Raw genomic sequence first — 15,053 nt, forward strand, 5'->3', positions numbered from 1 at the left:
TGACTTTAATCGATAAGAATGCCACGCTTTAGGAACGTGGCATTTTTATTTTGAAATTGGGTGAATGCCTAGCATAATCAACGCGCCAAGTACTTTGCTAAAAATCAGATTGATTTTGCAATGCAATAACAGATGAACTGTTATGCTTTGTGGTACAAAGGGCAAACTGTTCATCGGAGTTTGCTTATGTCTCGCCATGTTTCTCCTGTAAGCCACAGATTTTCCCAAATCGTTCGTTCTGCGCTGATGGCAACTGCCTTGTTGGGAGTAGTGCAAATAGCAAATGCAGGCCCAACGGTCGATCAGCTCAGTAATTGTCTGGAGAGGTCTACCACAACTGCCGATAAAACCACGGTGATGCAATGGACCTTTGTGGCCTTGTCTGCACATCCGGACTTAAAAGCCTATAGCAATGTATCAGCCCAGCAGAAGGAAAGTCTGGATAAAAATCTGGCTTCAGTATTACAGCGTATTTTAGTTGAGCAATGTTCGGCACAGACCAAAGCGGTAATTCAGGCAGAAGGTCTGGAGGCTGTGGGGAATAGTTTTCAGGGACTCGGACGTAGTACGGGTGAGGAAATTTTAAAGAATCCTGAAATCAACAATCAGCTTAAAGGTATATTGCGTTATGTAGATCTGAATAAGCTGGTAACCACGTTTTTAACGCCAGATATTTGGAATAAGTTGGGTTCGATAAGAAGTAAATAATATGAAATGAAAAATCCTCCGATACTGGAGGATTTTTTATGAGGTACTAAATATAAGTATTTATTTCCATGCTTCTGGGAAGCTGAATAAATCCAATCCAAAAGCAAGCGGGAAAATAAAATAGACTGAAGCTACAATTAAAAGGGTAGCGAGAACAGTGACTAATGTCCCTTGCATAAGCATATCGCGAATACTGACTTTACCCGTTGCAAAGATAACGGCTTGAGATGGTGTGCCAATAGGTAACATAAAGGCAAAGCCAGCACCAAGTGCAGCAGCTGTCATTAAAGGTAAGGGGTGTACATCTAGGGCTAGAGCCAAAGTAGCGGCAATCGGCACAAAAATTGTCGTTACAGCAGTATTTGGCGAGACTTGAGTAATACTAATCGTTAGTGCTGTTGTTAATAATAATGCAATTAAATATGGCATATTTTTTAATAGCAGTAACTGCTGACCAATCCACTGTGAAAGATCTGTATTACTAAAACCAGCAGCTAAGGCAAGGCCACCCCCGACCAGTAATAAAACATCCCAAGGCATTTCATTAAGCGAATCTGCATTTAAAAGGCGTTTCCCATCTGTTGCAGGTATTGCATAAAGTGCCATAGCAGCTGTAATAGCAATCATGGTATCCGAAATGCCTGGAATAATATCTTTCCAGATAAATGTACGGGTTAGCCACATAAATGCAGTGACTGCAAATACGATCGCGACCGCTTTTTCTTCATAAGACATTTTGCCTAAGCGGGTTTTTTCTGACTGAATAAATGCCTTACCTTCAGTAATTTTCTTCGCTTTCATTGGATAGGCAATTTTGGTCAACCAGAAGGTCGTGAATATGGCGAGAATTAAGCAAAGGGGAAAAGCAAAAATGAACCATTGTGCAAATCCAATTTCATAACCATAAATTTCCTTGACCAATCCTGCCAGAATCAGGTTGGGTGGCGTACCAATCAGGGTTGCACTGCCACCGATAATGCCACCAAATCCAATTGCAAAAACAATGGCTTTAGTAAATTTGATTTCATCATCCAGATCGTGGCTTGTTTCTTGTTTGAGTAAGGAAATGATTTTATAGACAATTGCCATTCCAATTGGTAACAGCATCATGACCGTTGCTACGTTTGAAATCCACATGGATAAAAACGCTGTGGCGAACATAAATCCATAAATCAGACCATTCACAGTAGACCCGGAAAAACTGATAATACCTAATGAAATGCGTTCGTGCAGATTCCATTTTTCAATTGCAATCGCGATTGCAAAGCCACCTAAGAATAAGAAAATATTCGGGTCGGTATAACTGGAGGTGACTTTGGCGATGGTCAAAGTCCCCATCATTGGCATCACGACAATAGGCAGCAAAGAGGTAATGCCTAAAGGTAGAACTTCTAAAATCCACCAGATGGAAAGCCAGGCGGTGAGTGCTAAAACACCTTGACCTTCTGAAGATAAGCCTTCAAAGCTCATGCCAAAGTATAGCCATACAAATACCAATGGACCGAGGAATAATCCGAGCCATTGGGTTTTATTGTAAGAACCTTTGAACCCATTCTGTTGTTTAGTATTAGAGTGATTATTGTCAGATGAATCTGAGTTCGCTTGAATCTGTTGAGACAAAATAAAGTGTGGATTTAAACGTTTGAATAGGTCCTTAGTTTTATGATGTCTGGACCAGACAGTATTCCAAAGTTGGTTGATCATTGATTTTTCTCCTTGTACCTGAATTTTGGGTGACAGATAGGTGAATAATCAAAGATCTTTGGAGTATATGTTTATGTTGTGGTGGTATGCAGTATTTAATTAGAGCTTTTTAGGTCTTATTCGCGCTTGCTGTCAAAATACCTCTTCCTTGCGCAGCAGTGCTGCTCATCACTTGCGTTTGTTTTTAAAGACCTCTCCCTAACCCTCTCCTAAAAAGAGAGGGAATATCCAATATTAAATTCATGACGGCATTTAATTTATAATGAAAGCTCCTTCTCCCACTGGGATGAGAATCCTCAAAATATATTTTGAGTTCGCAAGGGGATGAGGGTGCTAAACACACATAAAAAAAGAACTTTGAAAGTTGTATACGTCCTAAGTCTTCAAATTTTGCGATGGAGGAGGCTTTTTTAATAGCTATGTTATTTTTTAGATGATATAAACTCATAAAAATTAGGTGAAATCAGTAATTTGCTAATAGATAATTTTTTTAAAAAGCAATCAAAAAATGAGGAAAAATTTATATGGGGATTACTGAACTTGAGGTTAATGCACGTTTAGTTTTACTTGTGTACGAAGCATTATTAAAATCTTTTTGGAGAAAATAGACCTTAAAGAATTTTTTAAGAAATACAGGTATAAGTGAACATATAATTTCAAGTTGGGGAGAAGGTGAGTCAAAACGTGAATTTTTAGATCGGCTATTTACAGCCTTATCAAAAAATCAAAAAGGAAAGTTTGTTTTAATTAAATGGGCTCATGAATTGTCAGAACAAAGAACGTTTCCTGATCTACGGGGTTGGGAAGATTCCGATTTAAAAATACAACAAGCAAATAAGGCAGTTACAGAATTAAGATATTACGTAAATAAAAAATTAGATGAATTAACATTAGAAAACGAAAAGCAAAAAACAAAAGAAAACGTAGAAAAAATTAATAAGGAAATTAAAAAAGCACTTATTGATAGAGAGGCTTTGCAAAAAGCACTTTATGATTTATTACCATCAGTTGGTACTCAACAAGGTGGTTATGACTTTGAAAAGTGGTTTTATGAAGCTTTAGATTATTCAGATATTCAAAGTAGAAGACCTTATAAGGTTGATGGTCGACAGATTGATGGTTCTTTAACACTTGAAGGTACAACATATTTAGTGGAATTGAAATTTACTCAAAAACAGATTGGTTCAGGTGATATTGATAGTTTTAAAGCAAAGATTGATAAAATGGCTGATAATACAATGGGAATTTTTGTATCAATGTCAGGTTATTCTTCTCAGGCTGTTAAAGAGGCATCAGGACGAAAAACTACTCTCATTCTTTTAGAATCAAGTCATATCTTTGCATTTTTACAAGGTGTTGATGCATTGGATGAAATAATAAAAAGAAGTAGAAGGCATGTGTCTCAAACATCAGAAGCCTTATTATCAAGTAGTCATATAGAATAAAAAAACCCGCTCTAAAGCGGGTTTTTTTATTAAAGAAAGATCAGATTAACCAATCAACTTCTTCATCAACTCATTCACTTGAGCAGGATTTGCTTTGCCTTTTGCAGCTTTCATCACTTGACCAACCAGACCGTTGAACGCTTTCTCTTTACCAGATTTATATTCTTCAACCATCTTCTCATTGGTAGCAAGAACTTCTTTAATAATCGCTTCGATTGCGCCTGTATCAGTTTCCTGTTTCAAGCCTTTTTCCGCAATAATTTCGTCCGCAGATTTGCCTTCGTCCCACATAAAGCCGAATACTTGTTTCGCAATCTTACCGTTAATCGTATTATCCACAATACGCGCGATCATACCGCCAAGTTTTTCCGCAGATACAGGCGATTCAGCTAAGTCTAAGCCTGCTTTGTTTAAAGCCCCTGAGAATTCGCCCATCACCCAGTTTGCAGACACTTTACCTTGTGCAGCGCCACCAGCAGCAGCAACAACAGCTTCATAGAACTCTGACATTTCACGTGTCAGCGTTAGAACGTGCGCATCGTACTCAGTCACGCCAAAGTCAGCCACAAAACGCGCACGACGTGCCGCAGGAAGCTCAGGAAGTGCCGCACGTGCCGCTTCAATTTGCGCGTCAGCAATCACCACAGGCAACAAGTCTGGATCTGGGAAGTAGCGGTAATCGTTTGCTTCTTCTTTCGAACGCATTGAACGCGTTTCCATCTTCACAGGGTCGAACAAACGTGTTTCTTGGTCAATCGTGCCATCCCATTCCAGAATTTCCATTTGACGTTCAATTTCAACATTGATCGCTTGCTCAATGAAACGGAATGAGTTCAGGTTCTTCAATTCACAGCGTGTGCCGAACGGTTGACCTGGGCGACGTAAAGACACGTTACAGTCAGCACGGAAAGAACCTTCCGCCATGTTACCGTCAGAGATCCCTAACCAGCGTACCAATGTATGAATTGCTTTAATGTAGGCAACCGCTTCTTCCACAGAACGCATATCGGGTTCAGATACGATTTCAAGCAGCGGCGTACCGGCACGGTTTAAATCGATACCAGACATGCCTTCAAACTGGTCATGAATCGATTTACCTGCATCTTCCTCAAGGTGTGCACGCGTCACACCAATACGTTTGGTTGTGCCATCTTCAAGCTGGATGTCGATATGACCCAAACCCACAATCGGGTTATCCATTTGGCTGATTTGGTAGCCTTTTGGAGAGTCCGGGTAGAAATAGTTTTTACGTGCGAACACAGATGCTTGGTCAATGTAAGCATCAATCCCCAAACCAAAGCGAATCGCAAGATCAACTACTTCTTTGTTCAATACTGGCAATACGCCCGGCATCGCCAAATCTACAAGGCTGGCTTGCGTATTTGGATCATTACCGAAAACAGTCGATGAACCCGAGAAGATTTTAGATTTGGTCGCAAGCTGAGTGTGAATCTCGATACCAATAACGACTTCCCAACCATCAATCAGGTTTGATTTAGGTTTAGCGTTGTTCTTCGCCATTATGCATTCTCCTCAGCAATTGCAGCGCGTTTTGTATGCCAATCTGTTGCTTGTTGATACTGGTGTACCACAGACAACAGTTGAGATTCTGACCAGTAGTTACCAATCAGCTGTAAGCCAACCGGCAAGTTGTTATGGTCAAAACCAACAGGCGCGTTAATCGCAGGAAGACCTGCCAGGTTTACCGCAAGTGTATAAATATCGCCCAGATACATTTCAACCGGCGTTAAATCCGCACCGATTTTATAGGCAGTCGTTGGCGCAGAAGGAGCAGCAATCACATCGACAGATTCAAAAGCTTTAAGGAAATCTTGCTGGATCAGACGGCGTACTTTCTGTGCTTTTACATAATAAGCATCGTAATAACCAGCAGACAGGGCATAGGTACCAATCAGGATACGACGCTGAACTTCGGCACCGAAACCTTCTGAACGGGAACGTTTATATAGGTCGAGAAGATCTTTAGGCTCTTCACAACGGTAGCCATAACGCACGCCGTCATAACGAGACAGGTTTGAAGATGCTTCGGCAGGTGCGATCAGGTAATACGTTGGAACATAGGCTTCTGTCATGTCGAGATCAATCTCAACCAGAATAGCGCCCATTTCTTCCAGTTTTTTTAAGGATTCTTCAACGCGTGCTTTTACATCAGCGGCAAGACCCTCAACATTGAAGTACTGTTTTGGAATACCAATACGTAGGCCTTTCACAGATGTGCCGTTCAGGTTTGCCACATAATCATCTACTTCTTTTTCCATTGAAGTAGAGTCTTTAGCATCGTGGCCTGCCATGACATTCATCAGGTAAGCACAGTCTTCCGCAGAACGTGCCATTGGACCACCTTGGTCCAATGATGATGCGTACGCGATCATACCGAAACGCGATACACGGCCATAAGTCGGTTTCAGACCAGTCAGACCACAGAAAGAGGCTGGCTGACGGATCGAACCACCAGTATCAGTACCGGTTGCAAATGGCGCCAGATCAGCCGCTACAACCGCAGCAGAACCGCCTGAAGAGCCACCCGGAACATGATCCAGTGCCCAAGGGTTTTTGGTCGCGCCAAAGTAAGATGATTCGGAAGTTGAACCCATGGCGAATTCGTCCATGTTCACTTTACCAAGCGTCACCAGGCCCGCAGCTTTACCTTTCGCTACAACGGTCGCGTCGTAAGGAGAGATAAAATTGTCCAGCATTTTAGAACCAGCAGTCGTTTTAATGCCTTGGGTACAGAAGATGTCTTTATGTGCAATTGGCACACCAGTCAGCACATTTGCGCTACCAGCACGACGCAGTGCGTCAGCAGCATCGGCTTGTGCCAGTGCTTGCTCAGCGGTCACAGTCACGTATGACTTCACTTGAGCATCCACTTTTTCGATGCGTTTTAAGTAATGTTCAGTCAATTCGCGTGATGAAAATTTAGCATTGGCCAAACCTTCGGTAAGTTCACGAATTGATAGGCGGTGTAAATCTGTCATGAGAAATAATTCTTTACGTTTAATTTAATAAAAAGATTGAACTGGATAGTAATTACTCAATTACGCGAGGAACAAGGTACAAGCCATCCTGTACCACTGGCGCAACTGCCTGATATTCATCACGGTGATTACTTTCACTCACTACATCTTCACGTAATGGCTGAGGATGGTCGAAAGGGCTTTTTAATGGTTCAACACCGTCAGTATTGATACCTTTCAGCGTTTCCATCATGCCTAAAATTTTATTTAAAATTTGAGCATATTCAGCAGATTGCGTATCATTCAGCGATAATCGTGCAAGGTTCGCAATAGCTGAAACTGTTTCTGCATTTAAATCTGCAGAATGCTGTGCATCCGATGTAGACATAACATTACCTAATCAGTATTAAAAAAAAATCAAATTATCATGCGTTATGATAAGCGATTGACTTGTCCAAAGCATCACATTTAGTTAAAGTTGCCACCTTGCGTCCATATAAAGTTTAATTGAGAACGTCCCCGTGATTCTAAAACGACTAATAGGCTTGTTTTCGCCAGATCTAGCCATTGATTTAGGTACTGCAAATACACTTATTTATGCGCCAGGACGAGGCATTATATTAAATGAACCGACGGTTGTAGCAATCCGTCATAGTGGTTCACAAAAAATTGTTGCTGCCGTAGGTCTTGACGCGAAACAAATGCTTGGTCGTACCCCGGCAAATATTTCAGCAATCCGCCCGATGAAAGATGGTGTGATTGCAGACTTTGAAGTCACTGAAACCATGTTGAATCAGTTCATCGGCAAGGTTCACGAAAAACGTTTATTCCCGCCTGCACCACGTGTTGTAGTGTGTGTTCCATGTAAATCTACCCTGGTTGAACGTCGTGCGATCCGTGAAGCCGTGTATAACGCTGGCGCGCGTGAAGTACGTTTGATTGAAGAACCGATGGCAGCTGCAATTGGCGCTGGCATGCCGGTAGAGCAGGCATGTGGTTCGATGGTTGTGGACGTGGGCGGTGGTACAACAGAAATCGCGATCATCTCGCTGCAGGGCTGTGTCTATGCAGACTCATTGCGTATTGGCGGTGATGTGTTTGATGAACAGATTATTAACTACGTGCGTAAAGCACATGGTTGCGTAATCGGTGAAACGACTGCTGAAATTATTAAAAAAGAAGTCGGTATGGCGCTTCCGGATGAAGGTGCAAAACCACTGGAAATTGAAGTTCGTGGTCGTAATCTGGCTGAAGGTGTGCCGCGTGCAATTACGGTGACTTCTGATGAAGTGACTCAGGCAATTTCTGACCCATTGCAATATATCGTGTCTGCTGTGAAATCTGCACTGGAACAAACCCCTCCTGAACTGTCTTCAGACATTGCTGAGCGCGGGATCGTATTGACGGGTGGTGGTGCATTACTACGTAACTTGGACAAGCTTCTTGCCAAAGAAACTGGTCTTCCTGTGGTGGTTGCAGAAGATCCGCTGTCATGTGTAACACGTGGTGGCGGTAAGGTTCTCGAATTCTTCGACAACCCAAATCATGACATGTTATTCGTAGGCTAAGAACAGGACACGGCGGGTGCAAACACATCTGTTTTCTCGACAACCGCCATCTTTTCGCTCATTCGTCATTGCGTTGGTGACCTGTCTGGTGGTGCTTTTCTTTGATTGGCGCATGCCTCATCTGGTTCAACCTGCAAGGGATGTGCTGAATGCGGCATATAATCCGATATATGCTGTGGCCAGTTATCCTGTATTGTCGCGAGAATGGCTGAATCAACAAACCAAGTCTGAAGCACAACTGCGTCGTGAAAATACCGCGATGCAGGCTGAGCTATTACAGGCGCAGGTACGCTTACAGAAAATTTCTGAACTGTCTGCTGAAAATACCCGTCTGCGCGGGTTGCTGGACACGCCTTTAATTATTGATGGACGTATGGAAATTGCAGAAGTGATTGGTACTGATGCCGATCCGCTGCGTCATATCATCGTGATTAACCGGGGTTCTAACAGCCACCTACGGATAGGACAGACTGTGCTGGATGACAAGGGGATCATGGGACAGATCATTAGTGTCTATCCGCATAGTAGCCGTGTCATGCTGCTCTCAGATAAAGAACATTCACTTTCAGTACGTCTGGAACACACTGGCATGCGTGCCATCGTCTCGGGGACGGGTGATCTTGGGCGTCTGAAAATGGAATATGTACCGACCAGTGCCAACATCAAAGTCGGTGAAAAAGTTTATAGCTCAGGTTTGGGACAGCATTTCCCGGCAGGTTATCTGGTTGGCACCGTCTCTAAAGTACAACGTCATAATTCAGGTGAATTTGCCCAGATTGATGTGATTCCGGCAGCACAGCTGGCTGGTGGTCATCATGTGGTGGTACTGTTTTCTGATTCATTAGCGATGGAGCAGCCACATGTCGATCGCTAAAATGCAGTCCAGAACCCATCGGGATCCATTGTTCCCGATTATTATTTCAGTAATTTTTGCCTCGGTTCTGGTGGTCTATCCTTTATCTTATTCGCTCTCTGGCTGGCGTCCGCAGTTTATGCTGATGGTGATGCTGTTCTGGGTGCTCTGTCAGCCGACCTGGTGTGGGATCTGGTTTGCGTTCAGTACCGGAATCTTGTTAGACCTGCTATTAGATGCACCTTTAGGTCTGAATGCGCTGAGTTTTATTATTATTGCCTTTATGGCGCGCTTCCTGACCCGTGAGCGCCGCATCCTGACTTTTAGCAATCTCTGGATTATTGCTACATTGGCACTCGTTGCCCATCTGATGCTGACCTTCTTTGCTCAGATCATTAGCGGCGTGCAGTTCTCGATTCCACGTCACTGGCTACCGATACTGACTAGCGTTATGGTATGGCCTGTTCTATATTATCTGCTCAGAAAATGGCGCATCTGATTCTGGCCTCCAGTTCACCTCGACGCCGTGAACTGTTGCAACAGTTGGGACTGGAGTTCGAGATTTACAGTCCTGATATTGACGAATCCGTATTGCCCAATGAGTCAGTTGCGGCTTATGTTGAACGTTTGGCACGTGCCAAAGCGGATGCCGTGGCCGAGCGTTATCCAGATGCAATTATCATTGCTGCCGACACCAGTTTGGGGGTTGATAACGAGATTCTGGGTAAACCTGAATCCAAACAGCATGCCTTTGTAATGTGGGCTAAAATATCAGGTCGTAAACATGATGTATTTAGCGGTGTCTGCGTACGCACAAAAAATGAAAAATACAGTATAGTGGTAAGGACACAGGTTGAATTTCAATCACTCACCACCCATGATATGGAAAGTTATTGGGCGACTGGTGAACCGGTAGGCAAGGCAGGCGGTTATGCCATTCAAGGTATTGCAGCACGTTATATCCCCGCGATTCAGGGGAGCTACTCTAATGTAGTCGGTTTGCCCCTATATGAAACGGTACAGTTATTACAGACGGTTAAGGCACTAAATTAACTGCTGAAAAAAGAATTCTTATAATGTTTTGAGTGTTGTTATGTCTGACGAGTTATTGATTAACTTCACACCGATGGAATGTCGTGTGGCGTTAATCGAAAACGGCACGGTGAACGAACTGTTCATCGAGCGTACCGCGAAGCGCGGTCTGGTGGGGAACGTATATAAAGGCAAAGTGGTCCGTGTCCTGCCAGGGATGCAGGCTGCTTTTGTCGATATTGGTCTGTCACGTACTGCTTTTTTGCATATCAATGATATGGTCTGGCCGCGTCAGCAGCCGACACCGAATGTGTTTGAATTACTGCAGCCAGGTCAGATTCTGACGGTGCAGGTGATGAAAGACATGCTCGGGACCAAAGGCGCACGTCTTTCAACTGATCTCTCCATTCCTTCACGTTATCTGGTTTTGATGCCTTATGGCAATCATATTGGCGTATCGCAACGAATTGAATCTGAAGAAGAACGTAATCGTTTACGTTCGATTATTGAACGGATTCAGGCCCAGCATAAACTGCCCGGTTCGGTGATTGTCCGTACTGCGGCAGAAGGCATTGATGAAGCTGAAATTGCCCAGGATATGGCTTATCTGGCCAAGCTTTGGGACTACATTCAGCGCAAACAGAAGAGCATTGCCGTTCCATCACTGATCTTTGAAGAACTGCCGCTGCCACAGCGTGTGATTCGCGATCTGGCCAATGAAAACACTGCCAAAATCTATGTCGATTCACGTGAAATCCACGGCAAACTGAAAGAGTTTGTTAAAGAATTTGTGCCAAGCATGAATGATCGTTTGCTGCACTATCCAGGCGAGCGCCCGATCTTTGACTTATATAATGTTGAAGATGATATCCAGAAGGCTCTACAAACCCGTGTGGCACTGAAATCTGGTGGCTATCTGATGATTGATCAGACTGAGGCCATGACCACCATTGATGTCAATACCGGTTCCTATGTCGGCGGTCGTTCACTGGAAGATACCGTCTTCAAAACCAATATGGAAGCAACTGAGGTGATTGCACGTCAGTTGAGACTGCGTAATCTGGGTGGGATCATTATTATTGATTTCATTGACATGCAGGAAGCACAGCATCGTGACGAGGTAATGAACCAGTTTGAAAAAATGCTGGAACGTGATCATGCCAAAACCAAGATTACCCAGGTATCTGAACTGGGTCTGGTCGAGATGACGCGTAAACGTACGCGTGAATCTCTAGAGCACCTGTTATGCGAATCCTGTCCAACCTGTCAGGGACGTGGATACGTCAAAACAGCAGAATCAGTGTGTTACGAAATATTCCGTGAAATTTTACGTTACGCACGCGCTTATCAATCACAAAGTGGATTTACTGTAGTGGCACATCCGTCAGTGATTGATCGACTGCTGACTGCAGAAGCCCCGGCTGTGGCGGATCTGGAACACTTTATTGATCGCGTGATTAAGTTCCAGGTTGAGAATTTATATACGCAAGAGCAATACGATATCATTCTCAGCTGAAATTGTAACAGAATATCGTAAAACCCTTGTTACAACTGGAATTTTACAAGCGCAGGTGAATTCTGAATACTAGACACATCCAGTAGCCAAAGCCAATCTCCCAATATTTTGGCTTAGCAAAAAATGAGGTGTGTCATGAGTATAAGTAAAGCAGTTATTAATAAGGGTCTAAAACACGTGCTTGAACCGAAAACTGTCCACGCGGGATACATTGTGGACGAACGCGGCAATGAAGTTCAGATTACTTCATCTATGATTCGTACGGTCTGCCATCAGCTATTAAAACAATGTCGTACTGTGAAAAGTTAAAATTTGAATATTGCTTGAATGGTTTGAATAAAAAATAATCAAATAAAAATAAAGGGGCACCATATGCCCCTTTATTATTGCATGAAATTATTGGCAAAAATGTTCATACTTATTTTTGCATAAAAACTTAGTCTTGATTTTAGTCTTCATCGCAGTCTAACTTACTGCTGCGAGCTTTGGGGTTTTGCCACCATCGACAATCCGTTCAAAACGCTGGATTTCGTCCTCAAGATGAGTAAGCAGATTCTGCATTTTAGGCAGGGAATTACGGCAGGCGGTCAGACCCACTTCAAGTTTGTCTAAATAACTGGTCATGGTGATATTGAGTGCCTGACCATCGAGCACGATAGAGGCAGGGTAGAGAGCTTCCAGACGGGCACCATTCCAGTACAGCGGTTCTTGTGGACCTGGAACATTGGAAATCACCAGATTAAATGCCTGGCGTTTTGGCATCAGACCTGATGCAATATTCAAACCTGCAGCGCCATAAACAAAAGCACTATAGTTCAGAATCTGATTGGCATTCATGCGCTTAAAACGTTCTTTGGCATTCAGTACGCTACGACGTACGATCTTGAGACGTTCTAAAGGGTCTTCCTTATGCGTACCCAGATTCGCCAGAATCATGGTAATACGGTTTGATACATCAGAGTCATCAGAACGTACAGAAGCCGGTACCATGGCAATCAACGGTTTCTTCGGTAGAGCATCTTGGCTGATTAAATATTCACGTAAGGCACCGGAACAGATTGCCAGCACGATATCGTTAATGGTTACACCCAAGGCTTTAGAAATACGGCGAAGACGCTCAAATTCAAAGGATTGCGCGGCAAATCGGCGTGATGCACTGACACGTTGATTTAGAATGGATGAAGGGGCCTGGAAACTGGAGACATAATCAGGATTACGTCCCATGTCTTTTAATACAGTTTGCGACAGCTCATAGATGACACGCGGAGTAGATTCCAGTTGTCCTTTCAGCGTAGATAAAACGCCTTTAATGCGACTAACTTTTGGTGCTTTCAGGCGCTTGGCACGTGGTCCTTCTACACACCATGGTGGCACAATACTTTTTCCCTGTGGATCATGAGACAGTGATTTCTCGACCAGACGCATACCCGCAATGCCGTCGACCATGGCATGGTGGATTTTAAAGTACATCGCGAAACGGTTACCTTCTATTCCTTCAATGATATGACAGGTCCAGAGTGGTTTGGCACGGTCAATCAGGGCACTATGTTCCTGTGAAATATAGGTGAGTAATTCACGGATGCGACCCGGTTTTGGCAGGGCAATATGCCGGAAATGATGATCCAGATCGAACTGTTGATCTTCATCCCAGAACAAGCCATTTAAATAATTATTGAAAGGTGGGATTGGAATAGATTTGGAAGTACGGATATCACGCACCAATTCCTGAATAAAAGTTGCCGGTGCATTATCGGGAATCTGAAATAAAAAAAGACCACCTACATGCATAGGTTGCTGCCGTTTCTCTAAAGATAAAAAAATAAGATCAATTGGATGTAATGGACGCATAGCGTGGATTGCCTCACTGCACTCTATATGGCTGTTCTCTATCTGAAAAGCCTTGTTAGAATTATTGCTTTAGTAAAGAAAGTATAGCTGTTTTAACGTAGAAATGAACTGCTTAATCTTAATCTGTTAAGTTAAAAAGTAATAATTGACATGGAGGTTTATACCTTCCTAAGTTTTTGAAATGTGAAAACTTTAGTTTTTAAGGCTACTGCTGAAAATACGTTTTTTAGGTCTGGTGGGAGTATAACTGAATAATTATGCATCATTAAAAGAATGGTATTGAGTTCAATTTCACATTTTTTTGCAAATAAATCTATTCAACAACATTTTATAAATTCTTTGATTATCCTCAGGATCTTTCCTGATGAATGGTAAAAGAGGAGACTTGATATCTTGTCACCAAATGTAAGATTCGTAGTTAAAAAGGCTATCCTGATTCAGGATAGCCTTTTACAAATATGCACAGTCTGATTTAATTTTACTCTTTCAGGTTGCCTGCATGTAAGCCACATTCTTTATGCGTGGCTTCTTCCCACCACCAGCGACCTTCACGTTCGTGCTGGTTCGGTAAAACGGGACGAGTACATGGTTCACAGCCAATAGAAATGAATCCTTTCTCATGCAATGGGTTGTATGGAATTTCCATCATGCGGATATAACTCCATACATCGGCACTCGACCAGTTGGCCAGCGGATTGTATTTAATCAGCTGTTTACCGGGACCTGAAAAACCTGGATCTGCCTGAACCACCGGAATTTCATTCCGTGTACCCGGGCTCTGGTCTTTACGCTGACCGGTAATCCAGCCATCAAGTGTTGCAAGTTTTTTTCGTAATGGTTGAACCTTGCGGATGCCACAACATTCCTGATGACCATCTTGATAGAAACTGAACATCCCTTTACGAGTAGTCAAATTTTCAATGGCTTCACGTTCAGGAAAACAGATTTCAATATCTACATTATAGTGTTTTCGAACTTGCTCGATAAATTGATAGGTTTCAGCGTGCAAGCGGCCTGTATCCAGACTAAAGACACGGAAAGGTTTACCGAGGTGGGAAGCCATGTCAATCAGTACAACATCTTCTGCACCAGAAAATGAAATGGCAATTTCACCTGGTTGATTCAGGGCAAGTGCCAAAATTTCACTTGGAGATTTATCAGCATATTCAGATGCAAGCGCATCCACAATATCAATAGTAGGAATAGTGGTCATGAGAATCCTGGCGATATAGGCTTGGAATGACTCTGCCTATATTAATTAATTTCACATGTATTTTAATAGAAGAGAATTAGTAGTCTTATCACTAAAAAATAAATACTTATGAAAAAAATAGATTTAAAAAAGAACAATGCAAAATATGAATCTTCAGCTATGATATGGAAAATTTTTTAGATGATAAC

At 42.7% G+C, this 15,053-nt stretch carries 14 protein-coding genes; 8 read left to right on the forward strand and 6 right to left on the reverse strand.

Annotated features, from left to right (window positions below):
• Window positions 1-186: 186 nt before the first annotated feature.
• Complete coding sequence (locus tag F955_RS08255) at window positions 187-708, forward strand: hypothetical protein (RefSeq protein WP_004893368.1); 522 nt, start codon at window positions 187-189, stop codon at window positions 706-708.
• A 60-nt stretch (window positions 709-768) separates the two neighbouring features.
• Here the strand turns inward: F955_RS08255 and F955_RS08260 are convergent, their stop codons facing one another.
• Complete coding sequence (locus F955_RS08260; protein ID WP_004893370.1) at window positions 769-2,412, reverse strand: SLC13 family permease; 1,644 nt, start codon at window positions 2,410-2,412, stop codon at window positions 769-771.
• 764 nt (window positions 2,413-3,176) lie between these two features.
• On the opposite strand from F955_RS08260, the gene F955_RS08265 reads away from it, so the two are divergent.
• Window positions 3,177-3,857 carry a restriction endonuclease gene (locus F955_RS08265; protein WP_004893371.1) on the forward strand — a complete coding sequence of 227 codons (681 nt, stop codon included), beginning with the start codon at window positions 3,177-3,179 and terminating at the stop codon, window positions 3,855-3,857.
• Window positions 3,858-3,902: 45 nt separating this feature from the next.
• Here the strand turns inward: F955_RS08265 and gatB are convergent, their stop codons facing one another.
• Genes gatB through gatC form a run of 3 tightly spaced genes read right to left on the reverse strand, consistent with a single transcriptional unit; the run spans window position 3,903 to window position 7,223 of the window.
• Complete coding sequence (gene gatB / locus F955_RS08270; RefSeq protein ID WP_004893374.1) at window positions 3,903-5,378, reverse strand: Asp-tRNA(Asn)/Glu-tRNA(Gln) amidotransferase subunit GatB; 1,476 nt, start codon at window positions 5,376-5,378, stop codon at window positions 3,903-3,905.
• Complete coding sequence (gatA, locus tag F955_RS08275) at window positions 5,378-6,856, reverse strand: Asp-tRNA(Asn)/Glu-tRNA(Gln) amidotransferase subunit GatA (RefSeq protein WP_004893377.1); 1,479 nt, start codon at window positions 6,854-6,856, stop codon at window positions 5,378-5,380. The genes gatB and gatA overlap by 1 nt, the downstream gene beginning before the upstream one ends.
• Window positions 6,857-6,908: 52 nt before the next feature.
• Window positions 6,909-7,223 (reverse strand): Asp-tRNA(Asn)/Glu-tRNA(Gln) amidotransferase subunit GatC, encoded by a 315-nt coding sequence (gene gatC / locus F955_RS08280; protein ID WP_004893380.1) that lies wholly within the window; start codon window positions 7,221-7,223, stop codon window positions 6,909-6,911.
• A gap of 133 nt (window positions 7,224-7,356) precedes the next feature.
• On the opposite strand from gatC, the gene F955_RS08285 reads away from it, so the two are divergent.
• The 6 genes from F955_RS08285 (at window position 7,357) to F955_RS17060 (ending at window position 12,113) form a co-directional block, all read left to right on the forward strand.
• Window positions 7,357-8,403 carry a rod shape-determining protein gene (locus F955_RS08285; protein ID WP_004893381.1) on the forward strand — a complete coding sequence of 349 codons (1,047 nt, stop codon included), beginning with the start codon at window positions 7,357-7,359 and terminating at the stop codon, window positions 8,401-8,403.
• Between the two features lie 16 nt (window positions 8,404-8,419).
• Window positions 8,420-9,277, forward strand: a complete 858-nt coding sequence (gene mreC / locus F955_RS08290) for a rod shape-determining protein MreC (RefSeq protein WP_004810981.1) — start codon at window positions 8,420-8,422, stop codon at window positions 9,275-9,277.
• A complete protein-coding gene (mreD, locus tag F955_RS08295; protein WP_004893383.1) occupies window positions 9,264-9,755 on the forward strand; it encodes a rod shape-determining protein MreD in 492 nt (163 codons plus the stop codon). The genes mreC and mreD overlap by 14 nt, the downstream gene beginning before the upstream one ends.
• Window positions 9,743-10,309, forward strand: coding sequence for a Maf-like protein (locus tag F955_RS08300; protein WP_004893384.1), 567 nt, complete (start codon window positions 9,743-9,745; stop codon window positions 10,307-10,309). The genes mreD and F955_RS08300 overlap by 13 nt, the downstream gene beginning before the upstream one ends.
• Window positions 10,310-10,349: 40 nt before the next feature.
• Entirely contained in the window at window positions 10,350-11,804 is a 1,455-nt protein-coding gene (rng, locus tag F955_RS08305) for a ribonuclease G (protein ID WP_004810976.1), read from the forward strand.
• A gap of 135 nt (window positions 11,805-11,939) precedes the next feature.
• Entirely contained in the window at window positions 11,940-12,113 is a 174-nt protein-coding gene (locus F955_RS17060) for a PA1571 family protein (RefSeq protein WP_004810972.1), read from the forward strand.
• A gap of 156 nt (window positions 12,114-12,269) precedes the next feature.
• On the opposite strand, the gene F955_RS08310 is transcribed toward F955_RS17060, so the two are convergent.
• Window positions 12,270-13,652, reverse strand: coding sequence for a WS/DGAT/MGAT family O-acyltransferase (locus tag F955_RS08310; RefSeq protein WP_004893385.1), 1,383 nt, complete (start codon window positions 13,650-13,652; stop codon window positions 12,270-12,272).
• 478 nt (window positions 13,653-14,130) lie between these two features.
• Window positions 14,131-14,865: a phosphoadenylyl-sulfate reductase gene (locus tag F955_RS08315; protein ID WP_004893386.1), complete on the reverse strand. Its 735-nt coding sequence runs from the start codon at window positions 14,863-14,865 to the stop codon at window positions 14,131-14,133.
• Window positions 14,866-15,053 lie beyond the last annotated feature (188 nt).

The sequence above is a fragment of the Acinetobacter schindleri CIP 107287 genome (assembly GCF_000368625.1).
Lineage (GTDB): Bacteria > Pseudomonadota > Gammaproteobacteria > Pseudomonadales > Moraxellaceae > Acinetobacter > Acinetobacter schindleri.

What these genes read in the sequence shown, in the direction of transcription:
- F955_RS08315 (WP_004893386.1), bottom strand. Translation starts at nt 14,865, where the DNA reads ATGACCACTATTCCTACTATTGATATTGTGGATGCGCTTGCATCTGAA.
- F955_RS08310 (WP_004893385.1), bottom strand. Translation starts at nt 13,652, where the DNA reads ATGCGTCCATTACATCCAATTGATCTTATTTTTTTATCTTTAGAGAAA.
- rng (WP_004810976.1), top strand. Translation starts at nt 10,350, where the DNA reads ATGTCTGACGAGTTATTGATTAACTTCACACCGATGGAATGTCGTGTG.
- F955_RS17060 (WP_004810972.1), top strand. Translation starts at nt 11,940, where the DNA reads ATGAGTATAAGTAAAGCAGTTATTAATAAGGGTCTAAAACACGTGCTT.
- mreD (WP_004893383.1), top strand. Translation starts at nt 9,264, where the DNA reads ATGTCGATCGCTAAAATGCAGTCCAGAACCCATCGGGATCCATTGTTC.
- gatC (WP_004893380.1), bottom strand. Translation starts at nt 7,223, where the DNA reads ATGTCTACATCGGATGCACAGCATTCTGCAGATTTAAATGCAGAAACA.
- F955_RS08300 (WP_004893384.1), top strand. Translation starts at nt 9,743, where the DNA reads ATGGCGCATCTGATTCTGGCCTCCAGTTCACCTCGACGCCGTGAACTG.
- F955_RS08255 (WP_004893368.1), top strand. Translation starts at nt 187, where the DNA reads ATGTCTCGCCATGTTTCTCCTGTAAGCCACAGATTTTCCCAAATCGTT.
- gatA (WP_004893377.1), bottom strand. Translation starts at nt 6,856, where the DNA reads ATGACAGATTTACACCGCCTATCAATTCGTGAACTTACCGAAGGTTTG.
- F955_RS08260 (WP_004893370.1), bottom strand. Translation starts at nt 2,412, where the DNA reads ATGATCAACCAACTTTGGAATACTGTCTGGTCCAGACATCATAAAACT.
- gatB (WP_004893374.1), bottom strand. Translation starts at nt 5,378, where the DNA reads ATGGCGAAGAACAACGCTAAACCTAAATCAAACCTGATTGATGGTTGG.